Here is a 24,056-nt window from a genome sequence, read left to right as displayed (position 1 = left end):
CTTACATTTTATTTTGCCCTAAATATATTTAAGACATATTTTTAGATAAAAACTTATTTATATTAAAAAAATTATCTAACAAGTTGATAAGTCTGCCCCCTAGGCTAGTTAATACAAACACTTGAAGTCCTATTCCTAGTACCATTGATAAGGCTATACTTTTTGCAATTGTAACATTGTTTATTGAATATATACTAAGTAATATTATAATTAAAACTACATATATATTAATTAGATTAAAGGCTTTTTTTCTTAATTTTTTTCTAGTACTTTCTTTTTTCAAAGGTTTATTCTTTGATGGTACTGGACATTTTTTATATAAAATATAATAAGAAAATCCTATTATAGATATTATCATTAATATAGTAATACTCATATCAATATCCATTATACTTATTGATATATAAGATAGTATGTATGCTAATATAACTCCTATTAAAGTGCATCTCTCTGGGCTAGTTGCATGCACACCTCCAGAATACCTTTTTAAAATAGCGGATGTTATAGATATTGTCATAATTTCAATTAATGTTTTAGTTAATAAACCTACTATTATCGTTACAACTATTGCTAAACTAGTATGTAATATTGTAAATAGCCCATAGTTTATAACTGCTATTTCTTCATCATTTTTATCAAGCTTCTTCCCTAACTTATTCGACGCTTTTAACGATAACTCCTCTATTATCCCCATAATTATCCCCTCTTAATATATTGGTTCACATTTTCCATAACTATTTTTTTTAGTAAAAATACAATTCCTATAGCTATTAAAAGTGACGGTAACGTTCTTATAGCTGAAATTGGTCCGTCTTGATTAGTTAAAATTTCTATTGGTATATTTAATAAACTTGTTGCTATAAAAATATATATCCCTTCACTCATGGCAAGTGCTATAAAAAATAAGCATGTTGATATTACTGTTCTTAATAAATCACCATTTGACATTTTGTATAACATTATTCCTAAAGCTATCATAGATAATATTGTATGTACTCCAAAATTTATAGGTAAAGATCTTATCGCTATTACTATCACACCTAATAAAAATCCTTTTTTTAATATTTCTTTATTATCTAATTTTATTCCCATAAGCAACATCCCACAAAATATAGTTACTAGACTTTCTGGAAATGTACGCAAGATCATATATCCTATTGATGATGTTAACATGGTCTAACTCCTATTCTTATCACATATTAAGAAAAATTTTTCAATTTTTAAAAATGTTTTCTCAGTTCTAAGAAAAATCGTTGGCATTATATACCAACGATTTTTCTTATACTATATATTATATATATTTTCTCATATTTTTCAATGCGTTTTTTTCTATTCTCGATACTTGCGCTTGCGATATACCTATCTCATCAGCTACTTCTATTTGAGTTCTTCCTTTATAAAACCTAAGATCTAAAACTAACCTTTCTCTGCTATTTAATTTTTTTATGGCCTCTTTTAAGGCAATTTCTTGTAACCAATTTTCATCTGTATCTTTTTTATCTTGAACTTGATCCACAACAAATATTGCATCTCCATTATCCTGATAAACTGGATCAAATAATGATATAGGATCCTGTATTGCATCTAATGCCATTACAACATCTTCAATAGGTAATTCTAATTCCTTAGATATCTCAGATACTGTAGGTTCCTTTGAATTTGATCTAACAAGTCTTTCTCTTACTTGTAAGGCCTTATATGCAATATCTTTTAATGACCTACTTACTCTTATTGGATTGTTATCTCTTAAATATCTTCTTATCTCACCTATAATCATAGGGACTGCATAAGTTGAGAATCTTACATTTTGACTTAAGTCGAAGTTATCAATAGCCTTTATAAGTCCTATACATCCAATTTGAAATAAATCGTCTATATTTTCCCCTCTATTGTTGAATTTTTGTATTACACTTAAAACTAGTCTTAAATTACCTCTTACAAATTGCTGTCTTGCTTCTTCATCCCCATCTTTTATCTTGTGAAGAAGTTCGGTCATCTGATTATTTTTAAGTACTGGAAGTTCAGATGTATTTACACCACAGATTTCAACTTTATTAATTTGCATAAATTTCAGTCCTCTCTTAAAAGTTTTATCTATATGAAATTATTTACACATCATATTTTTTTATACTTTTAAGAGATAATTATATAAATTTTTTCATTTCTTTTTTTAATCTTGATATTATTTTTTTTTCTAATCTAGATATATAAGATTGAGATATTCCAAGTATATTAGCTACTTCTTTTTGAGTTTTCTCCCTTCCCCTATTTATTAACCCAAACCTTAATTCCATAATTTGCTTTTCTCTATCTGATAATCTATCTAAAGCCATAACCAATAAATCTTTATCTATCTCTTCTTCTATTATTTTATAGATTTCATCATTTTCTGTTCCTAATACATCTGAAAGTAGTAGTTCATTTCCATCTAAATCTATATTTAAAGGTTCATCAAAGGATACTTCTACCTTCTTTTTATTATTTTTTCTAAGATACATTAGGATTTCATTTTCGATACATCTTGATGCGTAAGTAGCTAATTTTATATTTTTATTTAACTTAAATGTATTTACAGCTTTAATAAGTCCTATCGTGCCAATTGATATTAAATCCTCAATATCAATTCCAGTGTTTTCAAATTTTCTAGATATATATACTACTAATCTTAAATTTCTCTCTATTAAAATTGTTTTTACTTCTTCATCTTTTTCTAACCTTTGTAATAGCTCACTTTCTTCATCTGAATTTAATGGTGGTGGTAATACATTTACGCCCCCCATGTAATACACACCTTTTGGTTTTAAGATTTTAAATTTAATTAGTATTTTCTTAATTCTGATAGATAACTTTGCAATTAATGACTTCATAATAATCTCCCCCTTTTGTTTGTTTTATTTACGATAATATACTAGGATTTAGTATAGCATTGTATTTATCATCATCAAAATCTGATATTCCAACCACTATATTACCTATTTTTGTTTTATCAATTTCTATATAATCAGCTTTTATACCAAGCATTATATTATTTTTGCTACTTCCACCATGCTTATAAGGTATAACTCTTACCCTAGATGCAATATCACTTTCTAAATTATCTATTATACTTTCAATCTCAACTATATCTATATCATCGTATTCATAATCGTATAGATAGCTTGGAATTATATTTCTCAAAGCTTTGGATTTTACTATTACTATGTCATTATTACTTAAAGGATCTTTTAATAAATTTCCAGTATCTAATAATGCCTTGCAACTACATGTCTTATTAAGCAATGTTATTTCAATTTCTTTTGTACTCTCCTTTATTTGCCTCATTAAACTTATATCATTATAGATATATTTTAAAAGTTCACAACTTGTATATGCACAAATGATTAAAAATGATATCTTTAAATGACTTATACCTGTGAAATAAATTATAAAAAATGTAGTTCCAGAAATAAATATATTAACTAATAAAAATACCAACAATACTCTAAAGTATTCTTTTTTATTTTTATAATCAAATAAAAATAATGTTATTAGTCCTATGATAATAATCTTTAGTGGTAGCGTAAATAATATATCTAGTTGTGGAAAAATGTACGCAATTGAATACAATGTACCTACAGATGCACATATCCATTTTTTTTTATTGTTATTATATTTTTTTGTTAGTATAGATGTACAACTTATAATAATATAATTTATTAATAGGTTTTCTATAATGTAGTACTCTATATACATTAAGCTAACCTCCTTTAACCTTTGTGTATATTATAAGTTAGATAGTTTATAATTTTATGTCATTTTTAATGGTCGAAACCCATTTATTTTAGTGTAAAAATTCACAAAAAAAGAAAGCATTCTGCTTTCTTTTCTATTTAATATTTATATAGTATTGTTATATTGTTTTTATTTAATTAACTTTGTTATTCTCTATACTAATATTTATTCAAAGTTATCTATCTTTATTCTTAAAATTATAATAACTAATTTTTTATATAAAAATTTTACTTTATTCATATCTCTACTTAATTTGCTAATTTCTCAAGTATTTTTTAGATTTATATATGCTATCTATATATTTTTTAATATTTTAAGCTTAATAAAAATTTTTTATATACAAAAAAAGAAGTCATTTAGACTTCTTTATCTTCTTCTTCTTAAGAAAGTTGGTATCTCCATTTCATCCTCTTCCATAAAGCTAGATCTTTTAGGTTCTTCTTTTGGAGCTATGATATCTTCTTTCTCTTCTATTATTGATGTTTTTTGCATTTGTGGCGCTGGTTGTGTTGGTTGTGTATTTAAAGTAGGTCTTGAAGTAGCCTTTGGTTTTTCAGCTATCTTGTAACCTAAGTCATGATTATTTTCATCAAAACCAGTCGCTATAACAGTAATCATTATTTCTTCACCTAAGTCTTCTCTTATAGATGCACCGAATATTATGTTTGCTTCTGGGTCACATGACTCATTAACTAGAGTTGATGCTTCATTTATTTCAAGTAATCCTAGGTTAGGTCCTCCTGTTATGTTAAGTAAGACTCCTCTAGCACCTCTTATTGATGTTTCAAGAAGTGGTGATTGTATAGCTAGTCTAGCTGCTTCTATAGCTCTATTTTCACCTGAAGCACTTCCTAGACCCATATGAGCTAGTCCTTGTTCTTTCATTACAGAAGTAACGTCAGCAAAGTCTAAGTTTATAAGTCCTGGTACAGCTATTAAATCAGATATAGATTGTATACCTTGCTTTAATACGTCATCTGCTATAGAGAATGCGTCTAGCATAGATGTATTCTTTTGTACTATTTGTAAAAGTCTATCATTAGGTATAGTTATTAATGTATCAACTTTTGACTTTAATTCAGCTATCCCATTTTCTGCATTTTTCATTCTTACTTTACCTTCAAATAAGAACGGCTTTGTAACTACTCCTACTGTAAGTATTCCCATTTCTTTAGCAAGTTGAGCTATAACTGGAGCAGCACCTGTTCCTGTTCCTCCACCCATACCAGCTGTAACGAATACCATATCAGCACCTTGAAGTACCTTTACTATTTCATCCTTACTTTCTTCAGCGGCTCTTTTTCCTACTTCAGGATTTGCTCCCGCTCCAAGCCCTCTTGTTAATTTTTCACCTATTTGAATTTTATATTCTGCTTTTGATGTAAGTAAAGCTTGTTTATCAGTATTAACAGCTATAAACTCAACACCTTGAAGCTGTGCTTCAACCATTCTATTAACAGCATTGTTTCCACCGCCACCTGCACCTATTACTTTGATTTGTGCAAGTCCATCTGTTTCAACGTCAAAGTTTAGCATCGCGTAACCTCCCTATTTTATGATTATAAGTAAATGTATGTATTAATTATATCATTTAATTCTTGTTTTTGTTAATAATTAACTAAGTTATTCCACAAAAATATTCAATTTCCTCTTTTTTTATTTCTTAAATTTGTAACAATATGTCTTCTAATAACTGATAAGTTGTCATATAATCTCGACCTAAACACTAGTTTAGTGACATATTTACCTTAAAACCAAGACTTTATTGCACCAAATATAAAATCCTTACTTATAAGTATTTCTACAGATATATAAAAAATAATCTATAGGATAAGTAAACGTTATATAATATCAATCTACTATACATAAGGCTAATCTTATTAATATCCATATCATAAATGCTTACCCTCTTTATTTTACTTTGAAACACTTATATTTTTCAAGTTTTTTAATACTTTTTATTTATATTTTTTGTAGGAATTTTTTGTTATATTATTTTCCTCATTCATAACTTTTAATTGCATATTAAAAATCACTATGCCTTTTTATATTATTTTTGGTAAAATCACTCATACCTATGGCATGTAAATTGGATTTTTACCCTGTCTAAAATCAACTGTTCCTTTACTTATTTTACTACTTTGTAAATCTATTAAGATTGCTTCTGTTTTTTTTATATTTTTTTCTATCTCTTTATTGTTTAAAAATATAATTTCTAAACCTTTTGGAGTGTACATTCTTATAGAATCTTCTTCTATTTTAACCTTATTTATTTTTTTGTATAAAGTGCAACTTTTTATATTTTTTAATACTTCCAATAAATTATTTTTATATCTTTCTTTTTTAAACTTTATATTATTATTCTTATCTAGCTTATATCCAATATCTATCATAAGATAATTATCTATTTCTTCATCTTTCTTAACTTTATCTATAAACTTACCTTTATTATCAATATAACATTTTAAACCATCATCTTGAATTATTCCTGATATTTCTTTTTCTATAATTATTATATGTAGCTTATTTGGAAATTCCCTTTTTACCCTTACATCTTCTATGTACTTATTTTCCTCAAGTTCTTTTTCCATATCTTTTAAGTTGTACATAAATATATTTTTATCTTCTCTTAGATCTAGAATTCTAACTATATAGTCCTTTGAAATTTTCTCATTTCCTTCAATTCTTATTTGATTACTATTGAAAATCTTGCTATTCAGTAGTGTGTATAAAATTACTATAATTATTAGTATTAATATTAGAATATTTATTAAAGCTCCCTTTTTTAATCTTTTCATAAAATATATCTCCTTAAAAATCGTATATAATATTAATACAACTAATAATATAATTTATCCTTTATACAATATAATCTTCATGAAAAAAAGGCTTAAAAGCCTTTTATTTTTCTATTTCCTCTATTTTTAATATATTTGCACCTAATCTTGTTAGGATATCTTCTATATTTTCATAACCTCTCTCAATATGATATATATTACTTATTTCTGTTTCCTGTGGAATAGTCAATGCCGCTAATACTAAAGCTGCCCCTCCTCTTAGGTCTGGAGATTTAACTTTTGCACTTCTTAACTTTTCTACACCCTTTATCATACATATATTTTCTGTTATATATTTAATATTAGCTCCTAACCTAGTTAATTCAGCACAATGCATAAACCTATTTTCAAAAATAGTCTCATGAAATACACTTATCCCATCCGAAAGGGTCATAAATGTCATAAGTTGAGCTTGCATATCTGTTGGAAATCCTGGATGAGGTGAAGTCCTAACTAAATCTATTGATTTTATTTTACTTGGTGGTTTAAGTAATAACCCACCATTTTTATACTCTATTTCACACCCTGCACTTCTTAGCTTATCACTTATAGGCTCCATATGTGATATTACTACATTATCTACTTCAAGTTTACCATTAGTTAATGCCGATGCTATCATATATGTTCCTATTGCTATCCTATCTGGTATGACATCATGTTCTACTCTGCGAAGCTTTTTTACACCTTCAATTTCTATATAATTAGTTCCGGCTCCCTTTACCTTGGCACCCATTTTATTTAAAAAATTTTGTAAATCTTCTATTTCAGGTTCTCTAGCTGCATTATATATTTTTGTTATTCCTGTTGCTTTAACTGCAGCTAGAATTGCATTTTCGGTAGCTCCAACACTTGGAAACTCAAAGTTTATTATATTTCCCTCTAAACTATCCTTATAACACTTTATAAAACCTTCGTCCTCTTCTATCCTTATACCTAATTTTTTTAAAGCCTTAAGGTGTAAATCTATTGGTCTTGAACCAATTGCACATCCTCCTGGGTAACTTATTTTAGTATAATCAAATCTACCAATCATTGCTCCCATTATAATTATGGAAGATCTCATTTTTCTAACGTAGCACTCCTCTATCTCCACTTGATCAGCAAATGAGCTATCTACAATAAGTGTACCATCGCTATAACTTACTTTACATCCAATGCTTTCTAATATTTTTATCATAAAATGTACATCTGATATATCAGGTACATTATGGATAATACTCACACTTTCATTAAGTATGGTGGCTGCCATTATTGGTAATATAGCATTTTTAGCTCCTCTTATACTAAGCTTTCCTTCTATTTTGTTGCCACCTTTAATTATATACTTAGACAAAATTATCCCCCCTAGTGCTGTATGTTAAATCATAAGGTCTATAATTTAAATATTATGTACTAGAGGGGATATATGTTACTTTTTCTTTATTCCAATTACTTTTGGTTGTTCTTGTTCTGTATCTTTATTACAAGCATTTTGTACTTCTTCTGCTTGATTATTTGTTTTTATCTTTTTATTTTCTTTTTTAGATGGTGATTTTTGCTTGTTATTAGCATTATAAATTTTTAGTATTTCATCATATATTATTTCAATAGCCTCAGGCTTTCCTATTTCTTTACTTGCATTTGCCATATCTATTAATTTTTCTTTATCTCCTAAAAGCCTAAACACTGTTTCATTTAATTTTTCAGGAGTTAAGTCTTTTTCAAGTATCGCTATTCCAGCACCTTGATTTTCTATACTTTTAGCATTATACTCTTGATGATTTTCAGCTGTATATGCTTTTGGTATAATTATTGATGGTTTTCCAAGTGCTGTTATTTCAGCTAAAGATATAGCCCCTGCGCTTCCTATAACTAAATCACTTGCTGCTAATGCATTAGCCATATCTTCTAAATATGGTACTACTTTTTGGTATGGCTTTAAATTTAAGTGACTTATAGTCTGAGAGAATTCTTCATAGTAATACTTTCCTGTAGCAAATATAAATGCTACGTCTTCTTTTACCATATTATCTATGACTAATCTCATTGCATTGTTTATATCTTCACTTCCTCCACTACCTCCGTAGCAAAGTACCATTTTCTTATCTTCAGTTATCCCTAAATTTCTTCTTGCTATATTTTTTCTAGCATTTAGTATTTCTTTTCTTACTGGATTTCCTGTAAGTGTTAATTTTTCTCTACTATCTTCAGGGAATCTTTGATGAGAATCTTCAAAGCTTGTTAATACTTTTGTAACCATCTTAGAAAGTATTTTATTAGTAACGCCTGGGAAAGAGTTTTGTTCATGTACTACTGTTGGAACTTTGTTTATAGCTGAGTTAAATAAAACTGGACCACTTACATATCCACCAGTTCCTATTACAACATCTGGCTTAAATTTTTTAACAACTCTTCTTGATTGCTCTAATCCTTTAAATAACTTAAATACTCTTTTTACATTATCCAAATCTATTTTTCTTTTAAATCCTTGTACTGTTACTGTTTCTAATCTATATCCATATTTAGGTACTATTTCTGATTCTATACCCTTTTGAGTTCCTACAAAAAGTATTTCTGCTTCTGGATGCTCCTCTTTTATTTTATTTGCTATGGCTATGGCTGGATAAACGTGTCCCCCAGTTCCACCGCCTGATAATAAAACTCTCATTTTATCCTCTCCTGTTAATTAATTTTGACATGTTTTGAGATATTTAGGACTATTCCTATAGCACTCATAAATATTACAAGGGAAGTTCCCCCATAACTTATAAATGGTAATGCAACTCCTGTAACTGGCATTGATGATGTTGCTACAGCAATATTTAAAGCTGCCTGTATTCCTATTTGTGCACCAATTCCTATAACTACCATACAAGCAAATATATTGTCGCATTTTAATGCTATTCTTACGCATCTATACACTAGTATAACAAATAACATTATAACTACTGCACAACCTATAAGACCTAGCTCTTCTCCTATTATAGCAAATATAAAGTCATTTTGGGGCTCTGGTATGTAAAACCACTTTTGCTGGCTCTTTCCTAGTCCCATGCCAAATAGTCCTCCAGAGCCTAATGCATAAAGCCCTTGAATGACTTGATACCCATTACCTAATGGGTCTTGGAAAGGGTCTAGAAATGATAATATACGCTTTAATCTATACTCTGAAGTTAATCCAAGTGCTAAGAATAATGCAATACCACTACCAAACATAAATCCAACTATTTTCATACTCATCCCTGCAACAAATATCATAACAAATGTTACTAATATTATAGTTCCTGCTGTTGACATGTTTGGTTGACCCATTATAAGTGTAAAAAATAAAAGTGGTACTAACATTAGTGGTATAAGCCCTTTTCTAAAAGACTTTATATTTTCATATTTTTTCTCTATTAATTTAGCTGTAATTATTATAGTTGCAAATTTAGCTATTTCAGCAGGTTGTATTGTAAATGCACCTACCCCTAACCATCTTCTAGCTCCGTTTGCTTTTATTCCAAGTGGAGTAAGTACTAATATAAGTAGTATTATAGATACTATACCTATAGGCTTTGTATTCTTTTTCCAGACCTTATAATCTACATTTGAAATAGTAATCATACAAATAAATCCTAGTATTGCATAAATTACATTTCTCTTTAGAAAATAATAAGCATCATGATGCTTAAAGGAGGATTGAACAAAGCTCGCACTAAACACCATGATGATTCCTATAAATACTAAAGTCATTGTAGTGTAAAATATCACACTATCAAACTCTGTTTTAACATTTTTTTCAATTTGTTTTTTTAAAGCTTCCTTAGTCATTAAAGACTTACCTCCATTCCCAAGACTAAGAGGTTACTTTAATTTGTTTACATTATCCTTGAAGTCATTACCCCTTACTTCATAACTCTTATACATATCCCAGCTTGCACAAGCAGGAGAAAGAAGTACTACATCATTTTCTTTTGCTATTTTATAAGATGTATTAACTGCTTCTTCCATATCTTTTACTAGATATATTTCTTTAAATCCTTTTTTAATTGCACATTCTTTTATTAAATTTGCTGTTTCCCCTAAAAGAACTAATGCTTTTACATTTTCTTTAGCTACTTCTAAAAATTCATCAAAAGTACTTTTCTTATCCATACCACCTGCTATTAATATTATAGGCTCCTTGTAAGACTGTACTGCCTTTATAGATGAATCTGGATTAGTAGCTTTAGAGTCATTTACAAATGTTACTCCATTTAGCGTTTTAACATATTCTTGTCTATGTTCTACCGCTTTAAATGTTTTTAGTACTTTTCTTATAACTTCTATGTCAACTTTTAGAACATATGCAATCATTGCTGCTGCCATACAGTTTTCTAAGTTATGATTTCCTGGTAAACTTAGCTCATCTTTGTTTAAAAGTACTATTTCTTTATCTAATCTTATAACTATATTGTTATTCTTATCTAAGAATATTCCTTCTTTTAATTCTGTAGTTCTTGAGAAGAATATTTTCTTAGCTTTAACTTTATCTTCTAATGCTCTTACATTTTCATCATCGTAATTTAGTATAGCAAAGTCTTCTTCACCTTGATTCATAAATATTCTAGATTTTGCTTGTATATAGTTTTTCATCGTATGGTGTCTATTTAAATGATCTTCTGTAAAGTTTAATATAGCACTAACACGTGGTTTAAAAGTGTCTATACTTTCTAATTGGAAGCTACTTAGCTCTGTTACTAATACAGAATCCTTAGTAGTAACCTCCACTGTATCTATAACAGGATTACCTATATTTCCAACGATATATGTATCATTGCTATTAGCTTTAAATATTTCTCCTACTAAACTTGTTGTAGTAGTTTTTCCATTTGTTCCTGTTATACCTATAAATACTGGATTATTAGTAGATAGTCTATAAGCTAATTCTACTTCTCCAATTAGTTCTATATTTTTCTCTTTTATCTTTAGTATAAATGGTAAATCTAGAGGAACTCCAGGAGATACCACTACTAATTCTATATCATCTATATTTTCTGGATGATATCCTAAGATATATTCTATATTGTCTAAGTCTTTTAATTCATTTAATATATCTTCTAGTTTTTCTTTTTCTTTTATATCATTTACTATTATATTAGCACCTAATTTATTTAAATGCTTTATTGTTGATATACCAGTTTTTGCAAGCCCTACTAATAGAACTTTTTTTCCATTAAGGTTCATTTTATTACCCCCACAATTAGAATATTGCTATTATTCCTATCCATGCTAAAACTACAGTAACTATCCAGAATGTAAATACCACTCTAGTTTCAGGCCATCCACATTGTTCAAAGTGGTGATGTATAGGTGCCATTTTGAATATTCTTTTTCCTCTTAGTTTGAAAGATCCTACTTGAAGTATTACTGATAATGCTTCTGCAAAGTATACTCCTCCAACTAATGGTATTAATAATATTGAATTAGTTAACACTGCAAATGCCGCAACTGCTCCACCTAATGCCATAGAACCAGTATCACCCATAAATATTCTAGCTGGGTATGAGTTAAATCCTAAAAATCCTAAACATGCTCCTACTGTAGCTGCTGCTAATACTGCAACATCAGGATTTGCAACTGTAGTGTATGATGCAAGTAACATAAAGAATATTGAAACTATTAAAGTTATTCCTGATGCTAACCCATCTAATCCATCAGTTAAGTTTACTGCATTTACTATACCTATTATTATAAATGTCATTATAGGTACGTATAATGGTCCTAAGTTTATATATGCATCTGTAAATGGTATTATAAGCTGCGCTGCACTTGGCGATGCACTATATTGATAATATGATATATATATAGCAAGTGCAAATTGAAGCACTATTTTTTGCCAAGGCTTTAAACCTAAAGATCTTCTTTTCTTTATTATTATAAAGTCATCTAAAAATCCTACCATACCAAATCCTATTATTGATATAAGACCTATTATTAAATCATTTCCAATTTGACTTCTAGTAAGCCCTGTTATTAGTATTGCTACCATCATTAATATTCCACCCATAGTAGGTGTTCCATTTTTTGCTAAATGTGTTTGAGGACCATCATCTCTAACCGTCTGCCCAAACTTAAATTTTGTTAACATTGGTATAAAAATTGGTCCTAATATTATTACTATTAGAAATGAAATCAATGATGTATACGTAAGTTCTGTTATTCCTAACATAATATATCTCCTCTCCCTTGCTGGCTATTTCTTTTGTTAATTACTTATTAAGATGTTCTACTATTTCTTCTAATTTCATACCTCTAGATGCTTTAACTAAAACTACATCTTCTTTATTTACTAAACTATCTATTTTACTTATAGCTTCTTCTTTAGTTTCAAAATGATATGCATTTTGGCTATTAAATCCTAATTTTACTGCCTCATCTTTTATAAACTTTGAATCATTACCTATAGTTATTAATAAGTCAGTATTTTTAACTGCTTCTTCTCCTACTAATCTATGTCCATACTCTGCATGTTCACCCATTTCAAACATGTCTCCAAGTATAGCTACTCTTCTTTTATTATATCTTCCTAATATTTTTAGAGCTGCTTTCATAGAATCTGGACTAGCATTATATGCATCATTTATAATTGTTAGGTTTTCATTTTTTATTATGTCTAGTCTCATTTTTGTAGCTTTGAAGTTTTTTAACCCTTCTTTTATCTTATCTAGTGAAATATTTAAACTCATTCCAACTAAAACTGCTGCCATTGCATTGTATATATTGTGTTCACCTACTGTAGGTATAAATATTTCTTCTTTAGAACCATTTATTATACATGTAAATGTTATACTATCTTCATTCATTTCATAGCTCTCACAATATATATCATTGTCTTTTGTAAATCCAAAAGTTTTTAGATTATAGTTAAGTTCTTTGTTTTTTAAGGTTGATAAAAACTTATCATCTCCATTAACTATTAATGTGCATGAAGAATCAAAATTTGTGGCTATTTCAAGTTTAGCTTTTAATATACCTTCTTGAGATCCTAAATTTTCTATATGAGATAACCCTATATTAGATATTACTCCTATTTTGGGATTAACTATATTAGCTAGGTATTCTATTTCATTGAAACCTGACATCCCCATCTCTATAACTGCACATTCATGACTGTCATCTAATTTAAATAATGTTAATGGAACTCCTAATTGATTATTTAAATTACCTTCGTTTTTTAAAGTATTAAACTTTGATGATACTGCTGAGTATACCATATCCCTTGTAGTTGTTTTACCAACACTACCTGTTATTCCTATATATGGTATATCAAATTGCTCTTTATAATATTTCGCTATATCACCAAGTGCTACCTCAGTATCTTTGACTTCTATTAAATTTATGTCCGAACTATCTAATTTTATGCTACTACTTTCATTTTTTATAAAAGTTTTGCATCCATTTTCATATGCTGAGCACATAAACTTATGTCCATCTAAGTTTTCACCTACTATAGCAACAAATGCATTTTTGTCATTTGCATTTCTACTGTCTATAACTATATCTTCAATACAGAAATTTTCATCGCCTAGTATTAATTTACCTTTCGTTGCAATAACTATATCAGCTACTGTTAGACTTTTCATCTTTCAACCTCCTTTAAGTTATTAAATTTAACTTAATTTTCTGAATAAAGGGCAATGTATGTGTTATACATTGCCCCCCTTCTACTCTTAACTTTATAATTATATAATATATTATTGTTTTTTTGAAGGTATTTCTAACAGATGTTAATAATCTTTTGCTTTTCAATTACAAATTTTTACATTTCCCTCCAGAAGTATTATAGTTCTTTTATATCTATTAATTATTTAAAATAAAGTGCTATACTAGATTCTTCATCTACCTTTATACCAGGTTTTGGAAACATATCAATAACCTTAGTCCCTTTAGGAATTTCTATATCTGTGTCTAAGTTAGGTATTAAGTTAACATCTTCTAATGCCTTAACAGCATCTTCTATAGCTAAGTCCCTTACGTCTGGAACTGTAACTTTATTTTTTTCAAATTCTTCTTTTTCTTCTTCACTATATTTTGGCTCTACTCCTAAATAAGGTAGTGCATCATTCATTATTTCTTTTACTATAGGTCCTGCTGTTGTACTACCAAAAGCACTTACCCCTGTTGGTTCATCAACTATTGCAAGTACTACTATTTGTGGATCATCAGTTGGAGCTATGCCTATAAATGAACATATATATTTTCCTTGTGCATACCTTCCATCTATAACTTTTTGAGCAGTACCTGTTTTTCCACCTATTCTATACCCTGGGATATATGCAGCTTTACCTGATCCTTGGCTTACAACAGATTCTACTATGTCCATCATCTTCTTTGATGTTTCTTCTGATATTACTTGTTTAACTTTCGTAGGTTTTATTTCCTCAATTACATTCCCTTGATTGTCTGTATAAGCTTTTACAAATCTAGGCTCCATTCTATTACCATCATTAGCTATAGATGATATTGCAGTTATTAGTTGTATTGGAGTTACAGATATAGATTGGCCAAAAGATATAGTAGCTAACTCTACTGGACCAACATTTTTTTCATTATATAGTATACCTTTTGCTTCTCCTGGAAGATCTATATTTGTTTTATCCATAAATCCAAATCCTTCTATGTAATCATATAACTTTGATACTCCTAATCTATTACCAACTTCTATAAATACAGGGTTGCAAGAATTTTGCACTCCTTCTTTAAAACTTTGCTCTCCATGAGGTCTATAATGTCTCCAACATTTTATTCTTTGACCTTTGATAGTTACTCCACCTGTACATGTGAACTTATCATTTTCTTTTATTACATTTTCTTCTAATCCTGATGATGATGTTATAAGTTTAAATGTTGAACCTGGTTCATATGTATCACTTATAGCTGGATTTCTCCACATTTTATAATATCCTTGTATCTTATCTTTTTCACTGTATTTATCTAATTCTTCTTGATAGTATGGATATATTGGAGTTCTTGGGTCATTTGGGTCATAATCTGGCTTAGATGCTAGAGATAATATATCTCCTGTTTTAGGATCCATTGCTACAACTGTTACCCTTTTAGCATTATTAATTTCATAAGCTTTTTGAACAGCTTTTTCAGTATAATGTTGTATTACTTCATCTATTGTAAGTACTAACCCCTTACCTTGAACAGGTTCATAGTATTGTTCCATTCCTCTTGGTATTTCTCTTCCTGATGCATCAGTACTTACTATTAATTTTCCTGCCTGACCTTTTAAATACTTATCATATTGCATCTCAATACCTGCTATTCCTTGGGAATCACTTGATGTATGCCCTAATACATAAGAAGCAAAGTTTCCATATGGATAGTACCTTTGATTGTCTTCTGCTACCCATATACCAGGTATTTTAGCTTCTCTTATTTTTGTTGCTTTTTCATCATCTATCCATCTTTCTATTTTAACTAATGCCATATTTTTTTTATTTACTTGCTTATATACGTCTTCATATTCTTTGTCTAAAATTTCAGCTACTTGTGTTGCTGCACTTTTTTTGTCTTTGACTTCTACAGGCTTACACCACACAGTGTATTTTGTAACACTTACGGCTAGTTCTTTCATGTTTCTATCATATATAGTTCCTCTTTTAGGCTCTATAGGAATTTCTCTAGTTTGTTGTTCAATTGCCTTAGTACTTAACCACTCCCCTTTTACGAGTTGAAGATATCCTGTTCTAAATGTTAGTCCCAAAAAAAGAATACATGCTAACATAAGAACAAGCACTAACCTCTTTTTGCTTATTCTTTTTACTTTTTTACTCAATTGTTTCCCCCCTTACTACTTAATCTGTATGTATCTTATTTGATTCTTTGTAGGATAATCCATATTAAGTTCTTCTCTAGCTCTTTTTTCTATTTCCTGTATTGAGGTTTTAGTATCTGCATTAGCTTTTGCTTCCTCTAGCCTTATTTCTTCTTTTCTCAATTCTTTTTTAAGATTACCTATGCTATATTTAAGTTCCCCTATTACTGAATAGCCACATATATTTATTATTAATGTCATAAAAACTCCTACTGATAATGAGAGAATAAAAATCATTTTTTTTATTTTTTTTACTCTTATAATTTTATGTTTATTCTTTTTTCTCTTTTTATATTCGTTTATATCCTTGATTTTATTATTTTTTTCCATTAATCCACCTTCACTTTATCTTCTGATTTATTTTATATAAAATTCTTTCTAAGTTTAAATTTGTAAATTATTTATATATTTCAAGTTTATGCACTACCTTCCTTTAAACTTTCATCGTAAAATAAATACAATAACAAACAAAAAAACTAGGAAATGATTATATATAACAAAATAATTTTTTCTTATTACATTAATTTACATAATCTATTTAATAAAATTTTGTCTTTATGAAAATAAAAAAGAGTGTTTTATGATTTTATAATCACAACACACTCTTTTTATATTATATTCTTTCACATACTCTTAGTTTTGCACTTCTACTTCTTGGGTTAACTTCTATTTCTTCATCACTTGGTAATATTGGTTTTCTTGTTATTACTTTTACAAGTGATTCTTTGTCACATTGACACATTGGTATATGAGATGGACATACACAATCTAATGCTAAGTCTCTAAATTCATTTTTTACTATTCTATCTTCTAATGAATGGAATGTTATTATACAAACTCTTCCACCTTTATTCATTATAGATACTGCATCATCTATCATTTTAGTTATTACACCTAATTCATTATTTACTTCTATTCTTATAGCTTGGAAAGTTCTTTTAGCTGGATGTGGTCCATCTATTCTAGCTTTTTTAGGTATTGCCTTTTTTATTACTTCTACAAGTTCACCTGTTGTTTCTATAGGTTTTTCTTTTCTTTCTTCAACTATAAACTTAGCAATACGCTTTGACCAATTTTCTTCTCCGTATTCTTTTATTATTTTGTGTAATTCATCTTCACTATATGTATTTACAACATCATATGCAGAAAAATCACATCTTACGTCCATTCTCATATCAAGTGGTGCATCTTGCATATATGAAAATCCTCTATCAGCTTCATCTAATTGATGAGATGATACTCCTAAATCAGCTAAAACTCCATCTATTTTATTTACACCGATTTTTTCTAATTCTTCTTTTATATTTTCAAAGTTACTATGAACAAATCTTACTCTATCGCTATATTCACTTAATCTTTCTTTTGCTGTAGCTATAGCATTTTTATCTTGGTCAAATCCTATAAATAATCCTTTATCTGATAATCTTTTTACTATTTCCTTTGAGTGTCCAGCACCACCCATTGTACAGTCTACATACACTCCATCTGGTTTTATATTTAAATTATCTATACACTCATTTAAGAGTACTGATACGTGATGAAATTCCATTTTGATATTCTCCTTAACCTAACTTTATTCTTCTGTGTTTTCTTTTTTTGATTTTTTTGATAAGTATATATGACAAATAATACCACCTATAATTCCTATTAAACTAATAGCTTGTGCCATTCTTATAGGCCCTAGCATTAAACTATCCGTTCTAAGACCTTCTATAAAGAATCTTCCTGTTGAATATAATATAATATAATATACTATTATTTGCCCTTCATATTTCTTTTTCTTTCTAAATAACCATAGGAATAAAAATATACCTAAATCCCAAATAGATTCATATAAAAATGTTGGATGAACCTTTACACCATCTACCATTATGCCCCAAGGTAGCGTTGTTGGTCCTCCATGAGCTTCTCCATTTATAAAATTGCCCCATCTACCTATAGATTGAGCTAAAGGCATACCTATTATAACTGTATCTGCCATTTTTAAGAAATTTATTTTTCTTATTTTTGTAAATATGTACCCAGCTAATACTCCACCTATTAAGGCTCCATGTATAGCCATTCCTCCACCTCTAAAGTTTAGTATTTGAGAAGGATATTGAGAATAATATTCCCAATTAAATATTACATAATACAACCTTGCACATAATAAACCTGTTGGTATAGCAACTATGGCTAAATCTAGTACATCATCTTCTTTAATTCCAACTCTTTTAGCTTCCCTTAAAGCTATTATAGTTCCTAAAATCATTCCTGTAGCCATTAGTATCCCATACCACATAACATCTATCCCAAATATGTTAAATGCTACTCTGTCCATATTTTTCACCTCTTGAATTTGTTTTTTATTTAATTGTAAATATAAAACTTGTATAAATTATGAATTTCTCTGTAATATTTTAATAATATTAATATATCTTATATATGCTAATTATTCAATGTTAATAGTATTATATTTAATATTTAGCTAATTTTATTTATATAGACATATTAGTTACTTGGAAGTAAAATATTATAGATAAGTATATACTTGAGGTGAAGATATGGAAAAAAAATATTCAATGCCTATATATCATAAAATCGCTCTAGATATAGCTAATAAAATTCACCTTGGAGAAATTAAAGAAGGTAGTTTACTAAAGGGAAGATCTTCTCTTGCTGCTACCTATAATGTTTCTCCTGAGACAATTAGAAGAGCTATGAAAATACTAGAAGATTTAGGCGTAGTTTCTAGCGTTAAAGGAAAAGGTATTTTAGTTTTATCATCGGATAAAGCACTTTCTTTTCTAAATAAGAACCAAAATATTACAAATGTATCATCATACAAATCTAATTTAAATAAACTTTTAGCATCAAAAACTAAGTTAGAAAATGAAATACTTGATAATATAAATAAAATAATAGACTACTCTAGTAGGCTAGCCAATATAAACCCTTTAGTTCCTTTTGAATTTGAGATAACTAAAGAATGTAGAGTTATAGGTATGACTTCTGGAGAAACTAAGTTTTGGCAGCATACTGGCGCTACAATAGTTGGTGTTAAAAGGAATGGAGAACTTATGATTTCACCTGGACCCTACATAGAATTTATGGAAAATGATATATTATTAGTTGTTGGGGATAGCAGTATCCACCATTCAGTTCCTTCATTTTTATATGAGGATGACACTAAAAATGATGTTTAAGCACAAATAAAAGCAGATTATGTCCTGTGATAATCTGCTTTTATTATATAAATTAATTGTTTATTTTTTCTATATTGTATTTTGCTGACTTTCTATCTTTATATAAGCTTGATTTTTTGCTTACTACATATATATTTTCTTGTTTAACTTCTTCTCTAAGAGCCTTAATAATAGATACAATGCTTAATAAAACTATTATAGTGAATGGAAATGCTGATACTATAGACACCATTTGTAGTGTATCTAATCCTCCTGAAAGTAAAAGTGCTATTGCAAGAAGAGCTTGTATTAATCCCCATGCTATCTTTTTACTTCCTTTAGGATTTAAATCTCCATTTGATGTAAACATTCCTAATACATATGTTGCTGAATCTGCTGATGATATAAAGAATGTACATAAAAGTACCATAGCTACTATTGATAGCATTCCTCCAAATTGATATTGAGAAAATACTTCAAATAAGGCTAATTCCGTGACCTTTGTTGCACCTTGTACAAACGCTGGGCCTAAGTGTATACCTAAGGTTCCAAACACTGTAAACCATACTATACAAACTAGGGCTGGTGCTAAAGTTACACCTACGATAAATTCTCTTATTGTTCTACCTTTTGATATTCTTGCTATGAATACCCCAACAAATGGTATCCAAGCTATCCATAGCGCCCAGTAAAATACTCTCCACTGACCTATCCATTCTTTGCTTGGATCCATGTATATACTTTGAGATATAAACTCTGTTAAGTATGCTTGTGTTCCATTTCGAAGATTATCTATCATCTCTAATTTAGGTCCTATTATTATTGCTCCAACTAATATAAATACTGCTAAACTTAAGTTTACATTAGATAATATCTTTATTCCTTTATCAAGCCCACTAGTTGAACTTAATATATATAAAACAGTTGCTATAGCTATTATTATTATTTGTAACTTTAAAGTGTTTTCTATGTTAAATACATATTCAAGTCCACCTGCTATTTGCATAGTTCCCATACCTAAAGATGTTGCTATACCTGTTACTGTTGTAAATACTGCTAGTATATCTATTGTTTTTCCTATTGGACCTCTTACTCCATCTTCTCCAAGTATAGGTAAGAATATGCTACTTATAAGCCCTGGTGAATCTTTTCTAAATTGGAAGTATGCAAGCGCTAGTCCCATTATAGAATATGCTGCCCATGGATGAAGTCCCCAGTGTATATAAGACTGTTGCATTGCAAATGTTACTGCCTCGTTAGAAGCAGGTGTAGCCCCTATTGGTGCTATAAAATGTTTCATTGGTTCTATTGTACCGAAAAATATTAATCCTATTCCCATTCCTGCTCCAAATAGCATAGAGAACCAAGATAGTTTACTAAACTCTGGTTTATCATTATCTTTACCAAGTTTTATATCTCCGTATTTGCTGCAAACTAAAAATATTGCAAAACCTACTAATATTAACATGGTTATTATGTAAACCCAACTGAAATTTTGTATTATGACATTAAACATGTTATTAGATATTTCTTTGAATTTATCTGGAAATGCTATACCAGAAAAGACTACTGATATTGACAGTATCAACGATAATAAAAATACATAATTCGTTTTATTTTTGTTGTATATGCTGTTCAAATTAATTCCCCCTAATTCTTCATTTATTTAGGTGACTTAATCAAAAGTTTTTATAACCTACAACTTCATTATATTGTCAAGTTGTATCTTGTGTCAACAAAAGACCTCTGTTTTCTCTTAATTTATACAATTTAAATACATTGAAATTCCAGTACTTGTATTCATTTATAATTTTTTTATTTTTTTTATTTTTCTATTGACTTTTCACTATAAAAAATAGCTAACTCTCATGAGTTAGCTATTTTTTATTTTCCACTTGGTTCAACTATAGATATTACACAATATTCTTCTTTTAAGTGACTGTGCAATCTTTTTTCTACTTCACTAAATTCTATTGATTTTAGTACATCTAGATAGTCTAGTAAATTTATATCCTTAAATTTATAAGATATAAAGTTATTAGCTATAAAGTTTACAGAGTCAAAGTATTTTAAAAAGTTTCCTATTTTCTTTTTCTTTATTCTTTCAAACTCTTTTTCATCTAAGCCTTCTTTTTTATATTTTTCTACATATTCTAATATTTTATTCTTTACTTCTCTTGGATTATTCGAATCTCCACCTATTATTGTAAAGGCATAATCGATTTGAGATGAGAATCCTGCTCCAAAGTTTTCATTTATTAATCCACTCATATATAAATCTTCATATAGTCTGCTACCTTTTTTAAATATTATATCTATCAATATTTCAGTAGCTATTTCTTTTTTAAGTAGTTCATTTCCCTTTATACCTACATTATCATCCTTAAATGCTATATTAAACATTGGCATAGATATAGGGAACTTCGCAACTACTTCCTTTAGATTTACTTCTTTAGGTTCATTTGGATAAAATTTTTCTATTTTATGAGATAACTTGTCTACATCGTAGTTATTAGATTTTTTAACAACATCCATAACCTTATCTACCTCTAAGTCACCAACAACAAATAGTGCCATATTTCCTGGGTTATAAAAAGTATTATAGCATTTGTATAATTCTTCTTTTGTTATTTTATATATACTATCAACTGTACCTGCAATGTCTACTCTTACTGGATAATTAACATATAATGCTTTAAGACAGTTAAAGTATACATTCCAATCTGGATCATCATTATACATTTTAATTTCTTGTTCTATTATTCCCTTTTCTTTTTCTACATTTTCATCTGTAAAATAAGGAGTTTGTACATAGTCTATTAAATGTTCTAAACTCTCATAGAAATTTTCAGTACATGAGAATAAATATGCTGTCATAGTAAAGTTAGTAAATGCATTTGCACTTGCTCCCCATTTAGAAAATTTATCAAAAGCATTTCCGCCATCTGGTTGTTCAAACATTTTGTGTTCTAAAAAATGTGCTATTCCTTCATTTACCCTTATTTTTTCATTTTCTCCAATAGGTACAAATTCTAGTTCATTAGAACCATAGTTTGTAGCTAATACTGCATATTTTTTAGTAAATCCTTTTTTAGGCATAAAGTAAACATCAAGTCCATTTTCTAACTTTTCATAGTACATTTCTTCATTTAGTATATCATTAACTATTTTATCCATATCTATCACCTCACTAATTTCTTAAGAAATATATAGTATCAAGTTCTATATTTTCAAATGCTTTAACTATATCTTCAATTTCTACGCTTGCCACTTTGTTTATTATTTCTTCTACTGTAGAATTTGTTTTACTCATTCCCTGTGCAAAATAAAAATCAGACATTCCTCCTATGCTATCTCCTAATGATTTCATAGAGTTTATTAAAGCACTTTTACTGTTTTCAATTTCTTCTTTAGATATTTCTCCTTTTTTAACACTATCTAATTGCTTACCTACTAATTCCACTGTTTTTTCATAGTTTTGAGATTCTATTCCAGAAGATACAAATAATATAGATTTGTATTTTTCAACTGATGAATATATATAGTAACATAAGCTTTCTTTCTCTCTTATATTTACAAACATCTTAGAATGTGGTCCACCACCTAATACATTAGAACCAACTATTAGTGGATAGTATTTATTTTCATCACTATAGTCTATATTTGCTCTATATCCCATTACTAATTTACCTTGAGTTATATCCATTTTTTCTTCAATAGTTTTTACTTTTTCTACTTTCTTTTCATAAGTAGCTCTTGGTATATCTATTATTTCATCTCTTTCAAAAGTAAAGTTTTTAGTTATTGTTTCTTTTACTTCTTCCTCATCAAAATCTCCTTCTACAACTATGTCTATTGGAGATGTTTTTATTATTTTCTTGTAATGTTCGTATAAGTCTTTTTCGTTTATTTTTTCTAAATCTTCTTCGTATCCATATTCACTTATACTATATCTTTCATCTTTGCACATTTCCTCAAAACATCTTTCAAGTGCATATCTACCTTTATCATTGATTTTTGCTTGTATTCTATCTTTTAAGTTTCTTTTTTCTATATCTACGTAATCTTTTTTAAATCCATTATCTATTACTAAAGGTTTATTTAATACTTCATTAAAAAACTCAATTACATCTTTAAATATCTTTTCATCTAAATATTTTTGATTAGTACTTATTATTTTAAAACTTATTACTTGACGTTCTCCTCTTTTAGATACATCTCCCATAACAGATGAACCATATAAATCATCTAACTTATGTGATATTTCTCTTGAACTTTGATATTTCTCGCATCCACTAGTTATTATAGCAGGTAATAATGCATTTTTTGTTACTTCTTCTCTGTCTAATAGTCTTTGTATATATATACTAACTAAATTAGACTTAAACTTACTTGCAGGTATTAATGTTAAATTAATATTTTGACCTAAGCTTATTTTTTTTACGTCTTTTTCCATCT

At 28.4% G+C, this 24,056-nt stretch carries 21 protein-coding genes; 1 reads left to right on the top strand and 20 read right to left on the bottom strand.

From position 1 onward, the window contains the following. Positions 1–28: 28 nt before the first annotated feature. The 17 genes from ABHC41_RS07145 to lgt form a co-directional block, all read right to left on the bottom strand. Positions 29–694: an accessory gene regulator B family protein gene (locus tag ABHC41_RS07145; protein ID WP_092924184.1), complete on the bottom strand. Its 666-nt coding sequence runs from the start codon at positions 692–694 to the stop codon at positions 29–31. Positions 695–696: 2 nt separating this feature from the next. Further along, positions 697–1,173, bottom strand: a complete 477-nt coding sequence (locus tag ABHC41_RS07140) for a hypothetical protein (RefSeq protein ID WP_092924181.1) — start codon at positions 1,171–1,173, stop codon at positions 697–699. 118 nt (positions 1,174–1,291) lie between these two features. Next, complete coding sequence (gene sigG, locus ABHC41_RS07135; protein WP_092924178.1) at positions 1,292–2,065, bottom strand: RNA polymerase sporulation sigma factor SigG; 774 nt, start codon at positions 2,063–2,065, stop codon at positions 1,292–1,294. Positions 2,066–2,144: 79 nt separating this feature from the next. After that, on the bottom strand, positions 2,145–2,867 hold the full coding sequence (gene sigE, locus ABHC41_RS07130; protein WP_092924175.1) for an RNA polymerase sporulation sigma factor SigE: 723 nt from the start codon (positions 2,865–2,867) through the stop codon (positions 2,145–2,147). A gap of 28 nt (positions 2,868–2,895) precedes the next feature. Beyond that, on the bottom strand, positions 2,896–3,732 hold the full coding sequence (locus tag ABHC41_RS07125) for a sigma-E processing peptidase SpoIIGA (protein WP_092924172.1): 837 nt from the start codon (positions 3,730–3,732) through the stop codon (positions 2,896–2,898). A gap of 405 nt (positions 3,733–4,137) precedes the next feature. Beyond that, the gene (gene ftsZ / locus ABHC41_RS07120; protein ID WP_271892486.1) at positions 4,138–5,307 is read right to left on the bottom strand and encodes a cell division protein FtsZ; all 1,170 of its coding nucleotides are present in this window, start codon (positions 5,305–5,307) and stop codon (positions 4,138–4,140) included. 539 nt (positions 5,308–5,846) lie between these two features. Next, positions 5,847–6,569 (bottom strand): FtsQ-type POTRA domain-containing protein, encoded by a 723-nt coding sequence (locus ABHC41_RS07115; protein ID WP_092924166.1) that lies wholly within the window; start codon positions 6,567–6,569, stop codon positions 5,847–5,849. 103 nt (positions 6,570–6,672) lie between these two features. Continuing rightward, positions 6,673–7,941, bottom strand: a complete 1,269-nt coding sequence (gene murA / locus ABHC41_RS07110; RefSeq protein ID WP_166505899.1) for a UDP-N-acetylglucosamine 1-carboxyvinyltransferase — start codon at positions 7,939–7,941, stop codon at positions 6,673–6,675. Between the two features lie 75 nt (positions 7,942–8,016). Then, complete coding sequence (gene murG, locus ABHC41_RS07105) at positions 8,017–9,255, bottom strand: undecaprenyldiphospho-muramoylpentapeptide beta-N-acetylglucosaminyltransferase (RefSeq protein ID WP_092924160.1); 1,239 nt, start codon at positions 9,253–9,255, stop codon at positions 8,017–8,019. A gap of 14 nt (positions 9,256–9,269) precedes the next feature. After that, positions 9,270–10,400 (bottom strand): stage V sporulation protein E, encoded by a 1,131-nt coding sequence (gene spoVE / locus ABHC41_RS07100; protein ID WP_092924157.1) that lies wholly within the window; start codon positions 10,398–10,400, stop codon positions 9,270–9,272. 33 nt (positions 10,401–10,433) lie between these two features. Continuing rightward, on the bottom strand, positions 10,434–11,795 hold the full coding sequence (gene murD, locus ABHC41_RS07095) for a UDP-N-acetylmuramoyl-L-alanine--D-glutamate ligase (RefSeq protein WP_195581381.1): 1,362 nt from the start codon (positions 11,793–11,795) through the stop codon (positions 10,434–10,436). A 16-nt stretch (positions 11,796–11,811) separates the two neighbouring features. Further along, positions 11,812–12,783 carry a phospho-N-acetylmuramoyl-pentapeptide-transferase gene (gene mraY / locus ABHC41_RS07090; protein WP_092924153.1) on the bottom strand — a complete coding sequence of 324 codons (972 nt, stop codon included), beginning with the start codon at positions 12,781–12,783 and terminating at the stop codon, positions 11,812–11,814. A gap of 37 nt (positions 12,784–12,820) precedes the next feature. Then, on the bottom strand, positions 12,821–14,194 hold the full coding sequence (gene murF / locus ABHC41_RS07085; RefSeq protein ID WP_271892495.1) for a UDP-N-acetylmuramoyl-tripeptide--D-alanyl-D-alanine ligase: 1,374 nt from the start codon (positions 14,192–14,194) through the stop codon (positions 12,821–12,823). Between the two features lie 221 nt (positions 14,195–14,415). Then, positions 14,416–16,395 carry a stage V sporulation protein D gene (locus ABHC41_RS07080; RefSeq protein ID WP_240275606.1) on the bottom strand — a complete coding sequence of 660 codons (1,980 nt, stop codon included), beginning with the start codon at positions 16,393–16,395 and terminating at the stop codon, positions 14,416–14,418. 15 nt (positions 16,396–16,410) lie between these two features. Then, the gene (locus ABHC41_RS07075; protein WP_240275605.1) at positions 16,411–16,635 is read right to left on the bottom strand and encodes a hypothetical protein; all 225 of its coding nucleotides are present in this window, start codon (positions 16,633–16,635) and stop codon (positions 16,411–16,413) included. A 412-nt stretch (positions 16,636–17,047) separates the two neighbouring features. Continuing rightward, a complete protein-coding gene (rsmH, locus tag ABHC41_RS07070; RefSeq protein ID WP_092924144.1) occupies positions 17,048–17,983 on the bottom strand; it encodes a 16S rRNA (cytosine(1402)-N(4))-methyltransferase RsmH in 936 nt (311 codons plus the stop codon). Between the two features lie 24 nt (positions 17,984–18,007). Further along, the gene (gene lgt, locus ABHC41_RS07065) at positions 18,008–18,772 is read right to left on the bottom strand and encodes a prolipoprotein diacylglyceryl transferase (protein ID WP_271892706.1); all 765 of its coding nucleotides are present in this window, start codon (positions 18,770–18,772) and stop codon (positions 18,008–18,010) included. A gap of 205 nt (positions 18,773–18,977) precedes the next feature. On the opposite strand from lgt, the gene ABHC41_RS07060 reads away from it, so the two are divergent. Beyond that, entirely contained in the window at positions 18,978–19,619 is a 642-nt protein-coding gene (locus ABHC41_RS07060; RefSeq protein WP_092924138.1) for a TrkA C-terminal domain-containing protein, read from the top strand. A 52-nt stretch (positions 19,620–19,671) separates the two neighbouring features. On the opposite strand, the gene ABHC41_RS07055 is transcribed toward ABHC41_RS07060, so the two are convergent. The 3 genes from ABHC41_RS07055 to ABHC41_RS07045 form a co-directional block, all read right to left on the bottom strand. Next, positions 19,672–21,237 (bottom strand): BCCT family transporter, encoded by a 1,566-nt coding sequence (locus tag ABHC41_RS07055; protein WP_271892502.1) that lies wholly within the window; start codon positions 21,235–21,237, stop codon positions 19,672–19,674. 245 nt (positions 21,238–21,482) lie between these two features. Then, the gene (locus tag ABHC41_RS07050) at positions 21,483–22,775 is read right to left on the bottom strand and encodes a pitrilysin family protein (protein ID WP_092924135.1); all 1,293 of its coding nucleotides are present in this window, start codon (positions 22,773–22,775) and stop codon (positions 21,483–21,485) included. Between the two features lie 13 nt (positions 22,776–22,788). Next, positions 22,789–24,054 (bottom strand): pitrilysin family protein, encoded by a 1,266-nt coding sequence (locus tag ABHC41_RS07045; RefSeq protein WP_092924132.1) that lies wholly within the window; start codon positions 24,052–24,054, stop codon positions 22,789–22,791. Positions 24,055–24,056: the final 2 nt, after the last annotated feature.

Source organism: Romboutsia sp. 1001216sp1 (genome assembly GCF_039841805.1).
Taxonomy (GTDB): Bacteria; Bacillota; Clostridia; order Peptostreptococcales; family Peptostreptococcaceae; genus Romboutsia_C; species Romboutsia_C hominis.
The sequence above is the reverse complement of the archived record's forward strand: the minus strand, read 5'-3'. Positions and strand labels throughout refer to the sequence as shown.